Consider the following 15,713-nt stretch of genomic DNA (forward strand, 5'->3'; position numbering starts at 1 on the left):
CGAGGTCAATTATCGTCTTTCACGCCGCTTGGTGGAAAAGTTGATTTGAAGCCAAAAACCTAGTCTGGGTCACGTAAAAACCTATTTATTGTAGGGGATTACAGGCGTAATATACGGCTACCTCCCTATGGGGTACGCGATTTGTAATACTTGTGATTTATCTTGAGCTTGCTGTCGGGGTATCGCGATGCGACTGCCCTGGTGAACGGTATTTCTAGCGTTCATTACAGCCTGTGTTAAAGCAATTCTTGTTGTGTTCTTTTTGGGTGTAATGGCCGGATGTTTGGCAGCTTGTCAGCGTTTGCAAGCTAATCCCTTCCTGCGAGGAGCAAGGAGTCAAAATGTTTGATGTAGTCGAACTGTCACGTTTACAGTTTGCCTTAACTGCAATGTACCATTTTCTATTCGTACCATTAACGCTGGGGATGGCGTTTTTGCTGGCGATTATGGAAACGGTATATGTGCTGTCCGGCAAACAAATCTATAAAGATATGACCAAGTTCTGGGGCAAGTTATTTGCAATTAACTTCGCTCTGGGGGTCGCTACCGGATTGACCATGGAGTTTCAATTCGGGACCAACTGGTCATATTTCTCTCACTACGTCGGGGATATTTTCGGCGCGCCGCTAGCGATTGAAGGCCTGATGGCATTCTTCCTGGAATCGACCTTTGTTGGCTTGTTCTTCTTCGGTTGGGACCGTTTAGGAAAAGTGCAGCATATGGCCGTGACCTGGCTGGTTGCACTGGGCTCTAACTTCTCTGCACTGTGGATTCTGGTTGCCAATGGCTGGATGCAGAACCCCATCGCATCGGATTTCAACTTCGAAACCATGCGTATGGAAATGGTGAGCTTCGCCGATCTGGTACTGAACCCCGTTGCTCAGGTGAAATTCGTTCACACGGTAGCGGCAGGTTACTGTACAGGTGCGATGTTCATTCTGGGTATCAGCTCTTACTATCTGCTGAAAGGCCGTGACATTGCGTTTGCCAAGCGTTCATTCGCTATCGCCGCAAGCTTCGGTATGGCTTCTGTCCTGTCTGTTATTGTACTGGGTGATGAATCTGGTTATGAAATGGGTGACGTACAGAAAACCAAACTGGCGGCAATTGAAGCGGAATGGGAAACGCAACCCGCACCGGCATCCTTTACGCTGATCGGCATCCCCAATCAGGATACGATGGAAAATAACTATGCCATCAAGATCCCTTATGCTCTGGGGCTCATTGCCACGCGTTCTACTGACAAAGAAGTGACGGGTCTGAAAGAGCTGCTGGTGATGCATGAAGTGCGTATTCGCAATGGTATGAAGGCTTACCAGTTGCTGGAAGAATTACGCGCGGGCAACACTGACCCAGCAGTAAAAGCAGCGTTCGATCAAGCTAAGCAGGATCTGGGCTATGGCTTGCTGCTGAAACGCTATACGCCGAAAGTCTCTGATGCGACAGAAACGCAGATTCAGCAGGCGGTTAAAGATTCTATCCCGCGTGTTGCACCGCTGTATTTCTCTTTCCGCATCATGGTGGGCTGTGGCGTTCTGATGCTGTTAATCATCGGCCTGTCCTTCTGGAGTGTTCTGCGCAACAAAATTGGTCAAAAACGTTGGCTGCTCCGTACGGCGTTGTACGGTATTCCGCTGCCGTGGATTGCTATCGAAGCCGGCTGGTTTGTGGCTGAATACGGCCGTCAGCCTTGGGCTATCGGTGAGATTCTGCCGACAGCTGTTGCGACGTCATCACTGACCGCAGGGGATATTCTGTTCTCCATGGGGCTGATCTGTGGTCTGTATACGCTCTTCCTGATTGCAGAAATGTATCTGATGTTCAAATTCGCACGTCTGGGGCCGAGCAGCCTGAAAACAGGGCGCTACCATTTTGAACAACCTATAGCGGCTGCGCAGGAAGCACGGTAAACAGGAGTCCACTATGTTTGAATATGAAGTCTTACGTTTTATCTGGTGGCTGTTGATCGGTATTTTGCTGATTGGCTTCGCCATCACTGATGGTTTTGACATGGGCGTGGGCATTCTGGTGCGTCTGATGGGTCGTGGTGATACCGAACGTCGCGTCATGATTAACAGCATTGCGCCGCACTGGGACGGTAACCAGGTCTGGTTGATCACCGCAGGTGGTGCGCTGTTTGCTGCCTGGCCGATGGTTTACGCCGCTGCGTTCTCTGGTTTCTACATTGCTATGATTCTGGTGCTGGCCTCATTGTTCTTCCGTCCTGTCGGCTTCGATTACCGTTCAAAAATCGAAGATCCGCGCTGGCGTGGCATGTGGGACTGGGGCATCTTCATCGGTAGCTTTGTTCCACCAGTGGTGATTGGGGTGGCATTTGGTAACCTGTTGCAGGGCGTGCCGTTCCACGTCGATGAATATTTGCGTCTGTACTACACCGGAAACTTCTTCCAACTGCTGAACCCATTTGGCTTGTTGGCGGGTGTGGTTAGCCTGACGATGATCCTGACTCAGGGGGCAACTTACCTGATGATGCGGACCACGGGCGATCTGCACGTGCGCTCCAAATCCGCCGCGCAGATTTCCGCGCTGGTGATGATGGTGACGTTTGCTCTGGCTGGCGTATGGGTGGTTTACGGTATTGATGGGTATGTGGTGACGTCTGCGATTAACACCGCGGCGGAGTCTAACCCGCTGCGTAAAGAAGTCGTTCATCAGGCGGGAGCCTGGCTGATCAACTTCAATAACCATCCGGTATTGTGGGCTATCCCGGCTCTGGGCGTAGCACTGCCAGTGCTAACGACTCTCATGGCACGCGCAGAGAAAGGGGCTTGGGCATTCCTGTTCTCTTCTCTGACTATCGCGTGTGTGATTCTGACCGCAGGGATCGCTATGTTCCCGTTCATCATGCCGTCAGTGACTGTGCCTAACGTCAGCTTGACGGTATGGGATGCAACATCAAGCCTGCTGACGCTGAAAGTCATGACAGTGGTTGCGATGATTTTCGTTCCTATCGTGCTGTCTTATACCGCATGGTGTTACTACAAGATGTTCGGTCGCATTACCAAAGAGCAGATTGAGCAAAACACTCACTCTATGTACTAAGTAAGGAGCTTAATTTATGTGGTATTTTGCCTGGATACTCGGAACGCTTCTTGCTTGCTCACTGGGGATCATCACGGCCCTGGCTATTGAGCAGAGTGAGGCAAGCAAAGCGGCTGAAGAAGATAAGCAATGAGTGATCTGGTCGATAAACTCTATCGCCTGATGGATAAGAGCCCGTTAAGGGCTCTTTCCCTTATCATGGCGTTGCTGCTGGCTGGCTGTGTATTCTGGGATCCGACGCGTTTTGCGGCACGGACCAGTGAGCTCGCGGTTTGGCAGGGGCTGCTGTTGATTTGGGCCGTTTGCGCTGGCGTTGTTCATGGCGTTGGTTTTCGCCCACATCGCCTGCTCTGGCGCGCGTTTTTCGCACCACTTCCCGCCTTTGTGATCCTGTGCGCAGGATTGTACTATTTCTTTGGCTAAAATAGCCTCCTATTCCATTTAGTTATGGGTTGCTTGCAGCCCATAATTATTTTCTTTCCATTGCCACAATCCATTCCAAACCTCATTTCTCTTGCGTATAGTAGCGAGGTTTAATGCATTACTGGGATGTAGAGTGAGTAATTCGTTGTTTCGCTGGCCAGTTCGAGTCTACTTTGAAGACACTGATGCAGGTGGCGTTGTCTACCACGCTCGCTATATTGCCTTTTATGAAAGGGCAAGAACCGAGGCGTTGCGTGAGCGCAACTTTCACCAGCAAGCCTTGCTAAGTGAGCATGTCGCGTTTGCTGTTCGTCGGATGACGGTGGAGTATCTTGCTCCTGCGCGCCTCGACGACATGCTGGAAGTGCAAAGCGAGATTATCTCGCTGCGTGGTGCTTCTCTGACTTTCGCCCAGCGTATTCTTAATGCTCATGGTACCCTGCTAAGCCATGCTGAAGTTTTGATCGCATGCATCGATCCACATCAAATGAAGCCAATTGCGCTTCCTAAGTCTATTGTCGCGGAGTTCAAGCAGTGACTGACATGAACGTTTTTGATTTGTTCCTGAAGGCAAGCCTTCTGGTTAAACTAATCATGCTGATTTTAATCTGTTTTTCTATCGCTTCCTGGGCGATCATTATTCAACGTACCCGAATTTTGAACGCGGCGACGCGTGAGGCTGAGGCGTTCGAGGACAAATTTTGGTCGGGTATCGAACTGTCGCGCCTCTATCAGGAAAGCCAGACTCGTCGCGATAGCCTGACGGGCACTGAACAAATCTTCCATTCAGGTTTCAAAGAATTTGCACGGTTGCATCGTGTCAACAGCCATGCGCCGGAGGCCGTGGTGGAAGGAGCGTCCCGTGCAATGCGTATTTCAATGAATCGTGAGTTGGAAACGCTGGAAACGCACATTCCCTTTTTGGGAACCGTTGGTTCTATCAGTCCGTATATCGGCCTGTTCGGTACCGTTTGGGGGATTATGCATGCCTTCATCGCGCTGGGCGCAGTGAAGCAGGCCACCTTACAAATGGTTGCCCCTGGTATTGCCGAGGCTTTGATTGCAACGGCAATCGGCCTGTTTGCGGCGATCCCCGCGGTCATGGCATATAACCGTCTTAGCCAACGGGTGGGCAAACTGGAGCAGAACTACGACAACTTTAGTGAAGAGTTTATCGCTATCCTGCACCGTCAGGCGTTCTCCAGCGACAACAGCAAGTAATCAGGGGGGAGCATGGCACGAGTACGCAGAGGGCGCCGTGAGCTGAAATCCGAGATCAACATTGTTCCGTTACTGGACGTGTTGTTGGTGCTGTTGCTGATTTTTATGGCGACAGCCCCGATTATTACGCAGAGCGTTGAGGTGGATTTACCGGATGCGACCGACTCAAAAACGGTCTCCAGTAATGACAACCCGCCCGTGATCGTAGAGGTTTCAGGCATAGGGCAATATAGCCTGGTTGTTGAACAAAACCGTATGGAGCAACTTCCGGCAGAGCAGGTGGTTGCTGAAGCGCAATCACGGCTGTCAACCAATCCCAAGACGGTCTTTTTGATTGGTGGCGCGAAAGATGTTCCTTATGATGAGATCATTAAAGCGTTGAATTTGTTGCATCAGGCTGGCGTAAAATCCGTTGGTTTGATGACACAACCGATTTAAATGAGCGCATCACGGTAATGATCGTTAAGCCTATTTCTGGCAACACTGTTTTTGGGAATCGCTTGTGCTAAAGGCAAACGAACAAAACGATAAGCTAAAACGCGCCGTTATTATTTCGGCTGTTTTGCACATCATACTGATTGCTTTGCTGCTTTGGAGTTCGTCGACGCAAACGATGGATGCCAGCGGGGGCGGCGGAGGCTCGTCAATTGATGCCGTAATGGTCGATCCGAGCGCAGTGGTGGAGCAGTATAACCGCCAACAGCAGCAACAGACCGATGCGAAACGTTCTGAACAGCAGCGTCAAAAGCAGGCTGAACGGCAGGCCGAAGAGCTCCAGCAGAAGCAAGCGGCTGAACAGCAGCGGCTGAAAGAGTTGGAAAAAGAGCGTCTGCAAGCGCAGGAAGAGGCGAAAAAGCAGGCTCAGGAACAGGCTGAACAGCGTAAGCAGTCTGAAGCGGCGGCTCAGCAGGCGAAAGAACAACAGAAGCAAGCCGAAGCGGCCGCAGCAAAAGCGAAGGCTGAAGCTGAACAGCAGGCGAAAGCAGCGGCAGACGCTAAAAAGAAAGCGGAAGACGAAGCGAAGAAACAGGCTGCTGCGGCCGCTGCTGCTAAGAAGCAGGCGGAAGAAGAGGCTAAAGAAAAAGCCGCTGAAGCCGCTAAGCAGAAGGCAGCAGAAACCGCTAAAGCAGAAGCTGCAAAGGCAGCCGCAGAGGCTGAACAAGCTAAAGAAAAAGCAGCAGCCGAGGCGGTTAAGCAAAAAGCCGACGCTGAAGCAGCGAAGAAAGCAGAAGCAGCCGCAGCAGCTAAGAAAGCCGCTGATGATAAAAAGAAAGCGGCAGCAGAAGCGGCTAAGCAGGAAAGCGCCGTTGATGATTTGCTGGGCGGGCTGGCTTCATCGAAAAATGCGCCGAAGGCTGGCGGTGGTGCACCTGCGGGCACAGGTAACAATAAGAAGAGCGGTGCATCAGGTGCAGCGCTTGATAGCTATGGTAGTCAGGTGCGTTCAGCCATTCAGAGCAAGTTCTATGACTGGCAACTCTACAAAGGTCGCACCTGTACGTTACGGATTAAGCTGGCGCCAGATGGTCTGCTGATTGACGTCACTGCTGAAGGCGGCGATCCAGCGTTATGTCAGGCGGCTATTGCGGCTGCCAAACAGGCCAGAATACCGAAGCCACCAAGTCCAGAAGTTTATGAGGCTTTCAAAAATGCGCCGATAGACTTTAAACCGCAGTAACCGGGCTGTTTACCCAATAGATTTAAGATTATTACGATGGTAAATAAACCAGGTTATGTTGTTTTGTTGACATTGGTTTGTTTTTGTTAAAATTCTGCTAATTTATCGTAGACTTCGCGTCTGGATAAGGGAGATGAGATGAAGCAAGTACTGAAAGTTGCATTAAGCTTTTTAATGCTGTGGACTGCGGTTGTTCACGCAGAAGTACGTATAGAGATTACCCAAGGGGTAGACTCTGCACGTCCTATCGGTGTGGTTCCGTTCAAATGGGCAGGTCCGGGCGCTGCGCCTGAAGACATCGGCGGCATCGTGGGTGCTGACTTGCGTAACAGCGGTAAATTCAACCCGATCGATGCAAACCGTATGCCTCAGCAACCTGCAACGGCATCTGAAGTGACGCCTGCAGCATGGACGGCATTGGGCATTGATGCGGTTGTGGTTGGTCAGGTTCAACCAAGTGCCGATGGCAGCTATCTGGTTTCTTACCAGCTTGTTGATACTTCGGGTAACCCGGGCAACGTATTGGCGCAGAACCAGTTCAAAGTGACCAAGCAGTGGTTGCGTTATGCTGCGCACACCGCCAGTGATGAAGTGTTTGAGAAACTGAGTGGTATCAAAGGGGCATTCCGTACCCGTATCGCTTACGTTGTTCAGACCAACGGTGGTCAGTTCCCTTATGAACTGCGCGTTGCGGATTATGACGGTTACAACCAATTTGTTGTTCACCGTTCGCCACAACCGCTGATGTCTCCGGCCTGGTCCGCAGACGGCAGTAAACTGGCCTATGTAACGTTTGAAAGTGGCCGTTCTGCGCTGGTTATCCAGACGCTGGCAAATGGCGCGATCCGCCAGGTTGCTTCCTTCCCGCGTCACAACGGTGCACCTTCTTTCTCTCCTGATGGCAGCAAACTGGCTTTTGCTCTGTCTAAGAGCGGTAGCTTGAATCTGTATGTGATGAATTTGGGATCTGGGCAAATCAGCCAGGTGACTGATGGCCGCAGCAACAACACGGAACCAACTTGGTTCCCAGACAGCCAGACCTTGGCCTATACTTCAGACCAAGCTGGTCGTCCTCAGGTTTACAAAGTGAATGCTAACGGCGGTGCGCCACAACGTCTGACCTGGGAAGGTTCTCAGAATCAGGATTCCGACGTGAGTGCCGACGGGAAATTTTTGGTAACGGTGAGTTCTAATGGTGGAGCTCAGCATATTTCCAAACTGGATCTGGTAACGGGTGCCGTACAAGTATTGACGGACACGTTCCTGGACGAAACGCCAAGTATCGCACCGAATGGCACGATGGTGATCTACAGTTCCAAACAAGGGCTGGGTTCAGTGCTACAGTTGGTTTCGACAGATGGGCGTTTCAAAGCGCGTCTTCCGGCTACTGATGGACAGGTTAAATTCCCTGCCTGGTCGCCGTATCTATAAGTACAGATATGTACAATAAACTCGTCAAAGGACATAAGAAATGCAATTCAATAAAGTGCTGAAAGGCCTGATGTTGGCTCTGCCGGTACTGGCAGTGGCCGCTTGTAGCTCCAACAAGAACGCAGACAATGACCAATCTTCCATGGGTGCTGGCAACAATGGCATGATGGACGGCGGCAACATGTCTTCTTCTGAGCAAGCTCGTTTGCAGATGCAAGAATTACAGCGCAACAACATCGTTTACTTCGGTCTGGACAAGTACGATGTGAGCTCTGAATTCGCTCAGATGCTGGACGCACACGCTGCATTCCTGCGTAGCAACCCGTCTTACAAAGTGACTATCGAAGGTCACGCGGATGAACGCGGTACGCCAGAATACAACATCGCTCTGGGTGAGCGTCGTGCCAACGCGGTACAAATGTACCTGCAAGGTAAAGGCGTTTCTTCCGATCAGATCTCTATCGTTTCTTACGGTAAAGAGAAACCAGCTGTTCTCGGTCATGACGAAGCGGCTTATGCCAAAAACCGTCGTGCCGTTCTGGTATATTAAGAGAATCGCATGAGCAGTAACTTCAGACATCACCTGTTGGGTCTGTCGTTACTGGTTGGCGTAGCGGTCCCTTGGGCCGCTACTGCCCAAGCGCCAATCAGTAATGTCGGCTCAGGCTCGGTCGAAGACCGCGTCACTCAATTGGAGCGTATTTCTAACGCTCACAGTCAGCTTTTAACCCAACTTCAGCAGCAGCTCTCTGATAATCAGCGTGATATTGACAGCCTCCGTGGGCAGATTCAGGAAAGCCAGTATCAGTTGAATCAGGTTGTTGAACGACAGAAACAGATCTATCAGCAGATTGATGGATTAAGTTCGCCATCATCTTCTACACCGACGACAGACGGTGCACCTGCCGCTGCGGCGGGTACTGATACTGGTGCTGCCAATACGGCGGCACCGGCCAGTACGGGTGATGCGAATACGGATTACAATGCCGCAGTCGCGCTCGTGCTGGAGAAAAAACAGTACGATCAGGCTATCAGCGCATTTCAGGCATTCGTCAAAAAGTACCCAGATTCAACGTATCAACCTAATGCTAACTATTGGCTTGGTCAGTTGAATTACAACAAGGGGAAAAAGGACGATGCGGCGTACTATTTCGCCAATGTAGTCAAAAATTATCCCAAGTCACCAAAAAGTTCCGAGGCGTTGCTGAAGGTTGGGGTGATCATGCAGGAAAAAGGTCAGGTTGATAAAGCCAAGGCTGTTTACCAGCAGGTTGTAAAAATGTACCCCAATACGGAAAGTGCAAAGCAGGCTCAAAAACGTTTATCTGCATCGTAATCCCGTCTTAATTGGCACAAAAATTGCGCATCATGAGCGGTTTTTGTGCCTAAACGTCTTAAGAGTAAGCAATCAAACAGTTTTTTAAGAAAATAGGTTGCGCCGAAAATTTAAATCAGTAATATGTGCCGCCGTTGCCAAGGCAAATAGCAAAACGCTAAAGCAGCATGAAATTGGGTCGTTAGCTCAGTCGGTAGAGCAGTTGACTTTTAATCAATTGGTCGCAGGTTCGAATCCTGCACGACCCACCAATTTCAAATGTAATTTTAGTAAGTATCAAAGCAGTTCCGCATTGCGGGTCGTTAGCTCAGTCGGTAGAGCAGTTGACTTTTAATCAATTGGTCGCAGGTTCGAATCCTGCACGACCCACCATCTCCTAGCAATTCAATTCAACATTATACAATCGCTATTCCTCTCGTTATTCACATAGCAAGTATCTTGACTTTTAATCAATTGGTCGCAAGTTCGAGCCGAGCGAAACGAGACAGCAACGCGTTAGCGTTGACCCCGAAGGGGCGAGGCCGGAGGCCGAGTTATCCTGCACGACCCACCACTTCTGCAGTAGATTTCCTTCCTCGAATACATTCATTTTAAATGATATATCGCACATGCCGCGTCGGTGAGATAAAGCACACCATCATTCTCTACTCGTTAAGACTTGCGGTATATTAGGTTTTTGCCCCTCTCTATGGACTATATAACCCGTCAGGAACTGTTTTCTAATCCTATGGAGCAGGGATGGAGTCATTGCCACAGGGAAGCACGTGTTGCCCTGTTTAGGAAGATATATGATTGGTCCGTTGATTAATGGCGCCGCTATCTTGATTGGTAGTGGTCTGGGTATTGCTTTGCGTCGTTTTATCCCTCAGCGTTTGCAAGATGGCCTTCCGCCAGCATTTGCGATGGTGTCGATTGCAATGGGGGTGACGCTGGTTGTGAAAGTCCAGCAACTGCCTGCGGTGGCTCTGGCTATTGTGATTGGTGTGGCGTTAGGCGAACTGCTACGCATGGAGTCTGGCGTGCAGTGGGCCGGCATGATGATTCAGAAAGGATTAAACCGCGTGCTGCCTGCACAGGAGCACCGCTTGCCGCAGGATGTCTACACTCAGAATTTTACCGCGTTAATCGTCCTGTTTTGTGCCAGCGGAACCGGTGTGGTTGGGGCGTTGACGGAAGGACTAACCGGTGATTATCAACTGTTGATCATCAAATCTGCTTTGGATATTTTCACCGCGCTGATTTTCTCCATCACGCTTGGCCTTGCCGTGATGTCGATTGCGATACCGCAGGTTATTGTCCAGACGCTGTTGTTCTTCTCCGCCAAATTGATTATGCCCTTTATGACAGATATCACGATGGGCGATTTTTCTGCCTGTGGTGGGATTATCATGATTGCGGTAGGACTGAGGATCGCGCAGATCAAATCATTTGCGGTGGTTAACTTCCTGCCTGCGTTGGTTCTGGTTATTCCTATCTCTCTGTACTGGCATCGCTTCTTCGCTTAAAGCGCAACGTCTGATTAGCGGCTGACGATCGAAGGCATGTCGCCGCTAAAAATTTGTATCACTTCCTGGTCAGTAAGTGGCACATTTTTGCTACAGACATAAATATGCTTTCCTTGTGGGCTGATGCGCTTGGCTAGCTCTATGTAGCTGGCAAACTCGACCTGGCTATGTCCGCCTTCATTCATCTCCATGGCATGGATGATGACCTTATGTGACGAGAACAGATCGAGCAGTCGTTTGGGGGCTACCTTGCGCGCGAGTCGATCCAATAGCTTCATTGCTGGGATCATCTGGCCGAGCAGTAAGCGCGTGGTGGTAAAAGGCGTTTCTGATTGCTCTGTCACCTCTTGTTTAGTGTCCACGTTTCTGACGGTCAGGGTATCGCAATATAGTCTGATATAGAGGCTGGCCATGCCATTTCTCTCCTGGTTTCTCTTCTACGTCTCTTTTCTACGAGTCATGCCACTTACGCACTTAACCCACTATTTTAAGCATATTAAACAAAATAGCGGATTTTATGGAAAAAATACCGCGACTTTAGGGCGTGTTTTCGGTATTTTGTTTAGGATAAAAAACGTCGATGCTGATAATTAATTAGTATCAGGTGTTACAACCCGAGTTGTCATCGTGGAAATTTATAATGAGTATCCTTTTTGATAGCAATGAGACCATTTATCCCTTTCCGCCGAAGCCCAGACCCTTATCGGCTGATGCAAAACAGCACTATCGTAGCAGGATAAAAACGCTGCTGCGGGAAAGAAATGCTGTCATGGTCGCGCACTATTATACCGATCCTGAAATTCAGGCGCTGGCGGAAGAAACTGGCGGCTGTGTGGCGGACTCGCTGGAAATGGCGCGCTTCGGCAGCACCCATTCAGCATCAACGCTGCTGGTGGCGGGTGTCCGCTTTATGGGAGAGACCGCTAAGATACTCAACCCGGAAAAGACGATTCTGATGCCCACGCTGGAAGCAGAATGCTCGCTCGATCTCGGTTGTCCTGTTGATGAGTTCAGCCGTTTTTGCGATGCGCACCCAGACCGAACGGTGGTGGTGTATGCCAATACCTCCGCAGCAGTGAAAGCGCGTGCTGATTGGGTGGTCACATCCAGCATCGCGGTGGAATTGATCGAGCATCTGGATAGTCTGGGAGAAAAGATTATCTGGGCACCGGACCGTCATCTGGGGAGCTATGTACAAAAGCAGACAGGGGCGGATGTACTGTGCTGGCAGGGCGCGTGCATTGTGCATGACGAATTTAAAACGCAGGCGCTGCAGCGCATGAAGGTGCTGTACCCCGATGCGGCAATTTTGGTCCATCCGGAATCGCCGCAGAGCGTGGTAGAGATGGCTGATGCCGTTGGGTCAACCAGCCAACTGATTCAGGCGGCGAAAACGCTGCCACAGCGTGAGCTGATTGTGGCGACCGATCGCGGTATTTTCTACAAGATGCAGCAGGCCTGCCCAGAGAAAACATTGCTGGAAGCGCCGACAGCGGGTGAAGGGGCAACCTGCCGCAGCTGCGCCCACTGTCCGTGGATGGCGATGAATGGGCTAGAGGCGATTGCTAACGGCCTGGAGCAAGGCGGTGGCGCTCATGAGATTCATGTTGATGCCGCCCTGCGAGAAGGCGCGTTAATCCCGCTGAATCGCATGCTGGATTTTGCGGCTTCTCTGAAATTACGTGTGAAAGGGAATGCCTGACGGAGATCTTGGGCATCTTGATAGAGATTTTTTTACAATAATTGAGACAGGGTGATGAGATGGATTTTTTGAGTACCAGCAATATTTTAATTCATATCCCTTTGGGGGAAGGGGGATACGATCTTTCCTGGATTGAGGCGATTGGCACGCTGTTTGGCCTGCTGTGTATCTGGTTCGCGAGTCAGGAAAAAACCATCAACTATCTGTTTGGGTTGATTAACGTCACGTTGTTTGCCGTGATCTTTTTCCAGATTCAACTTTACGCCAGTCTGTTGCTGCAAATCTTCTTTTTTGCCGCCAATATTTATGGCTGGTATGCCTGGACGCGCAAGACAGACTCGCAGGAAGTGGAGTTACGCATCCGCTGGCTACCGGTGCAGAAACTGATTGGCTGGTCGGTGGCGTGCGTTGTCGCGATTGGCTTGATGACGTTCTACATTGACGCGGTGTTTGCTGTGCTGACGCGCATTGCCGTTTCCGCTATGCAGGGGCTGGGGTTGTCTGTGCAGATGCCGAATCTCCAGCCGGATGCGTTCCCATTCTGGGATTCCACCATGATGGTGCTGTCGATCGTGGCGATGATCCTGATGACGCGCAAATACGTCGAGAACTGGCTGCTGTGGGTGGTGATTGATGTGATAAGCGTGGTGATTTTTGCTTATCAGGGCGTGTATGCGATGGCGGTAGAATACGCGATCCTGACGCTGATTGCCCTGAACGGCTCCTGGCTGTGGATTAAGAGCGCACAGGAAAACCGCGTCAGCGCGGTTTCACACGGCGCGTAATCCAAATTTAATGCTTGTGGTGGTGGCCTTCTGCATCATGGCTTTCCTGATGGTGGAAAGCGCAGTGGTCATCATCACAGCGTTGATATTCCATCTGAACCGTCGCGTGTTCAATCTGGTAATGCTTCAGTAAATATTCCTGAATACGCCTTAACAACGCATCGTGATCGTGAGGTGGAACCACCTGTGCATGCAGCGTCATCATCGGTTTCTCACCCACCTGCCATAAATGCACGTGGTGAATGTTTCTAACCTCGGGAATATTCAGCGTCAGATCTTTCTGTAGAACCTCAACGCTGAGCTGGCTCGGCGTACCTTCCAGCAACTCGTGAATGCTCTCTTTCAATAGCGCCCATGCACTGCGCAGCACCAGACACGACACCAAAATAGAGAGAATCGGGTCGATAGGCGTCCAGTTGGTATAAAGAATGATAATGGCAGCGGTAATCGCGCCAACGGATCCGAGAAGATCGCCCAGCACATGCAGCGCCGCTGCGCGAACATTAATATTTTTCTCTTCGCTGCCGTGGTGTAACAGCCAAAATGCCACGATATTTGCCAGCAAACCGGCAACGGCGACAAGCAGCATAGGGACGCCAGCGACGGGCTGGGGATCATAGAAGCGCTGGATGGCTTCCCAGAAGATGAAGGCGGTAATCAGCATCAGCGTCAGCGCGTTCACAAAGGCGGCGAGGGTAGTGAGCCGCAAATAGCCAAAGGTATGGCGAGCATTAGGTTTGCGCTGTGCGAAACGTACGGCGACAAGCGCGACAAACAGCGCGGCGGCGTCCGTCAACATATGGCCAGCGTCCGCCAGCAGGGCGAGGGAGCCGGACAGGAGGCCGCCAATGACTTCTGCCACCATAAACGTGGCAGTAATGATAAACGCGGCCAGCAGACGTTTGCTGTTGCTTGATTCTGTGTGGCTGTGGTTATGTGCCATAGATCACCCTGAATTGCGATTTTATTCCACTTTACTGAAACCCACAGAGAAAGCCTATTCTGCGGTTCATCGACCCTTTCAGTTGCGCTATTTTCTAGTGAAAATAGGACGGATGCGGCATCTGAGAGCATTTGATCGTGTAAATTCCGCTGATTTCAGCGCCCTGACAACACCAGCTTGACATATAATAATCAATCTTCAATATGAAACATCCCGTTTCTCAGGCTACCCGTACAGGCGAGATGGCGCGTATTGGATGGGGTTAACATACCGTTTCGGAACCGATGGATTTATTTATGAATTACCAAAATGATGATTTAAGAATTAAAGAGATTAATGAACTTTTGCCGCCGGTTGCTTTGCTAGAAAAGTTTCCAGCCACGGAGAAGGCAGCGGAAACGGTATCGTTTGCGCGTACTGCCATCCATAAAATCCTTAACGGCAATGACGACCGCCTTCTGGTGGTCATTGGGCCTTGCTCGATCCACGATACGAAAGCAGCAAAAGAGTATGCCGCGCGTCTGCTGACGCTGCGTAACGAGCTGAGCGACGATCTGGAAGTAGTGATGCGGGTTTATTTTGAAAAACCACGCACCACGATTGGCTGGAAAGGGCTAATCAACGATCCGCACATGGACAATAGTTTCCAGATCAATGATGGTCTGCGCATTGCGCGCCAGCTGCTGCTGGAAATTAACGACATTGGTTTACCGGCTGCGGGTGAGTTTCTGGACATGATCACTCCGCAATACATGGCGGATCTGATGAGCTGGGGCGCTATCGGCGCACGTACGACTGAATCTCAGGTACACCGTGAACTGGCATCCGGCCTGTCATGCCCTGTCGGCTTTAAAAACGGCACTGACGGCACGATCAAAGTTGCGATTGATGCGATCAACGCCGCCAGTGCGCCACACTGCTTCCTGTCTGTGACCAAATGGGGCCATTCGGCTATCGTGAATACCAGCGGTAACAACGATTGCCACATTATTCTGCGCGGCGGCAAAACGCCGAACTACAGTGCTGAGCACGTTAAAGACGTGAAAATTGGTCTGGAAAAGGCGGGCCTGACACCGCAGGTCATGATCGATTTCAGCCATGCGAACAGCAGCAAGCAGTTCAAAAAGCAGATGGATGTCTGCACTGATGTCTGCGGGCAGATCGCGCAGGGTGAGAAAGCGATTATGGGCGTGATGGTGGAAAGCCATCTGGTCGAAGGCAACCAGAATCTGGAAAGCGGTGAGCCGCTGGTTTATGGCCGCAGCGTGACCGATGCCTGCATTGGCTGGGAAGATACAGAATCCCTGCTGCGTCAGTTGGCATCTGCGGTACGCGAGCGCCGTAGAAAGTAATATCTAACGGTTGCAGGGTGGCGGGCAGGAAGCTCGCCATAAAAAAATCTATGGTCACCCCCGTTTTTGCAACACCGATTTTGATTTATGATGGGCTTGCTTAAATCTATACGGCGTCTGATGGGCAACCTTACGTTGCCCGCGCCACGATGAAGTCCGCGCCTGCAGAACCTTAAAAACCGGACGGCTTCAAAGAGCCATTTTTTATGTCAGGTTCATCCACAGGTCGCTGTGCCGTTCATGTCATCAATAATCAGTCATCGCAAAACCAGAA

General features: G+C 50.7%; 17 protein-coding genes, 2 tRNA genes and 1 other RNA gene. 18 read left to right on the forward strand and 2 right to left on the reverse strand.

Annotated elements, in window-relative coordinates; genetic code table 11:
* The first annotated feature begins 341 nt into the window (after nt 1–341).
* The 15 genes from cydA to EO763_RS07025 all read left to right on the forward strand — a co-directional run bounded on the left by cydA (nt 342) and on the right by EO763_RS07025 (nt 10,657).
* Nucleotides 342–1,910 carry a cytochrome ubiquinol oxidase subunit I gene (gene cydA, locus EO763_RS06955; RefSeq protein ID WP_161528489.1) on the forward strand — a complete coding sequence of 523 codons (1,569 nt, stop codon included), beginning with the start codon at nt 342–344 and terminating at the stop codon, nt 1,908–1,910.
* Nucleotides 1,911–1,923: 13 nt separating this feature from the next.
* The gene (cydB, locus tag EO763_RS06960) at nt 1,924–3,063 is read left to right on the forward strand and encodes a cytochrome d ubiquinol oxidase subunit II (protein ID WP_039488956.1); all 1,140 of its coding nucleotides are present in this window, start codon (nt 1,924–1,926) and stop codon (nt 3,061–3,063) included.
* A gap of 16 nt (nt 3,064–3,079) precedes the next feature.
* Nucleotides 3,080–3,196, forward strand: coding sequence for a cytochrome bd-I oxidase subunit CydX (cydX, locus tag EO763_RS06965; RefSeq protein WP_011092952.1), 117 nt, complete (start codon nt 3,080–3,082; stop codon nt 3,194–3,196).
* Entirely contained in the window at nt 3,193–3,486 is a 294-nt protein-coding gene (gene ybgE / locus EO763_RS06970) for a cyd operon protein YbgE (RefSeq protein ID WP_010285015.1), read from the forward strand. Before cydX ends, ybgE begins: the two co-directional genes overlap by 4 nt.
* Nucleotides 3,487–3,619: 133 nt before the next feature.
* A complete protein-coding gene (gene ybgC, locus EO763_RS06975) occupies nt 3,620–4,024 on the forward strand; it encodes a tol-pal system-associated acyl-CoA thioesterase (RefSeq protein ID WP_010299208.1) in 405 nt (134 codons plus the stop codon).
* Complete coding sequence (gene tolQ, locus EO763_RS06980) at nt 4,021–4,707, forward strand: Tol-Pal system protein TolQ (RefSeq protein WP_039488958.1); 687 nt, start codon at nt 4,021–4,023, stop codon at nt 4,705–4,707. Before ybgC ends, tolQ begins: the two co-directional genes overlap by 4 nt.
* Nucleotides 4,708–4,719: 12 nt before the next feature.
* The gene (gene tolR, locus EO763_RS06985) at nt 4,720–5,145 is read left to right on the forward strand and encodes a colicin uptake protein TolR (RefSeq protein ID WP_010285025.1); all 426 of its coding nucleotides are present in this window, start codon (nt 4,720–4,722) and stop codon (nt 5,143–5,145) included.
* 64 nt (nt 5,146–5,209) lie between these two features.
* Nucleotides 5,210–6,385 (forward strand): cell envelope integrity protein TolA, encoded by a 1,176-nt coding sequence (gene tolA / locus EO763_RS06990; protein ID WP_161528490.1) that lies wholly within the window; start codon nt 5,210–5,212, stop codon nt 6,383–6,385.
* Nucleotides 6,386–6,523: 138 nt separating this feature from the next.
* A complete protein-coding gene (tolB, locus tag EO763_RS06995) occupies nt 6,524–7,816 on the forward strand; it encodes a Tol-Pal system beta propeller repeat protein TolB (RefSeq protein ID WP_039488961.1) in 1,293 nt (430 codons plus the stop codon).
* A gap of 40 nt (nt 7,817–7,856) precedes the next feature.
* Entirely contained in the window at nt 7,857–8,366 is a 510-nt protein-coding gene (gene pal, locus EO763_RS07000; RefSeq protein ID WP_010299226.1) for a peptidoglycan-associated lipoprotein Pal, read from the forward strand.
* Nucleotides 8,367–8,375: 9 nt separating this feature from the next.
* A complete protein-coding gene (gene cpoB, locus EO763_RS07005; protein WP_161528491.1) occupies nt 8,376–9,152 on the forward strand; it encodes a cell division protein CpoB in 777 nt (258 codons plus the stop codon).
* A gap of 175 nt (nt 9,153–9,327) precedes the next feature.
* Nucleotides 9,328–9,403 (forward strand) — tRNA-Lys (locus tag EO763_RS07010).
* 45 nt (nt 9,404–9,448) lie between these two features.
* Nucleotides 9,449–9,524 (forward strand) — tRNA-Lys (locus tag EO763_RS07015).
* A 45-nt stretch (nt 9,525–9,569) separates the two neighbouring features.
* Nucleotides 9,570–9,705, forward strand: a non-coding RNA gene (locus EO763_RS07020) — RtT sRNA.
* Nucleotides 9,706–9,940: 235 nt separating this feature from the next.
* Nucleotides 9,941–10,657: a DUF554 domain-containing protein gene (locus EO763_RS07025; protein WP_010309792.1), complete on the forward strand. Its 717-nt coding sequence runs from the start codon at nt 9,941–9,943 to the stop codon at nt 10,655–10,657.
* Nucleotides 10,658–10,671: 14 nt separating this feature from the next.
* Here the strand turns inward: EO763_RS07025 and EO763_RS07030 are convergent, their stop codons facing one another.
* A complete protein-coding gene (locus EO763_RS07030; RefSeq protein WP_161528492.1) occupies nt 10,672–11,070 on the reverse strand; it encodes a YjaA family stress response protein in 399 nt (132 codons plus the stop codon).
* A 227-nt stretch (nt 11,071–11,297) separates the two neighbouring features.
* On the opposite strand from EO763_RS07030, the gene nadA reads away from it, so the two are divergent.
* A complete protein-coding gene (gene nadA / locus EO763_RS07035) occupies nt 11,298–12,359 on the forward strand; it encodes a quinolinate synthase NadA (RefSeq protein ID WP_161528493.1) in 1,062 nt (353 codons plus the stop codon).
* A gap of 59 nt (nt 12,360–12,418) precedes the next feature.
* The gene (gene pnuC, locus EO763_RS07040) at nt 12,419–13,144 is read left to right on the forward strand and encodes a nicotinamide riboside transporter PnuC (RefSeq protein WP_161528494.1); all 726 of its coding nucleotides are present in this window, start codon (nt 12,419–12,421) and stop codon (nt 13,142–13,144) included.
* Nucleotides 13,145–13,151: 7 nt separating this feature from the next.
* Here pnuC and zitB read toward each other — a convergent pair whose 3' ends face one another.
* The gene (gene zitB / locus EO763_RS07045; RefSeq protein ID WP_161528495.1) at nt 13,152–14,087 is read right to left on the reverse strand and encodes a CDF family zinc transporter ZitB; all 936 of its coding nucleotides are present in this window, start codon (nt 14,085–14,087) and stop codon (nt 13,152–13,154) included.
* A gap of 296 nt (nt 14,088–14,383) precedes the next feature.
* Here zitB and aroG point away from each other — a divergent pair, with 296 nt between their 5' ends.
* Nucleotides 14,384–15,439: a 3-deoxy-7-phosphoheptulonate synthase AroG gene (gene aroG, locus EO763_RS07050; protein ID WP_161528496.1), complete on the forward strand. Its 1,056-nt coding sequence runs from the start codon at nt 14,384–14,386 to the stop codon at nt 15,437–15,439.
* The last annotated feature ends 274 nt before the right edge of the window (nt 15,440–15,713 follow it).

Origin of the sequence: Pectobacterium odoriferum, assembly GCF_009931295.1 — a bacterium.
Lineage (GTDB): Bacteria > Pseudomonadota > Gammaproteobacteria > Enterobacterales > Enterobacteriaceae > Pectobacterium > Pectobacterium odoriferum.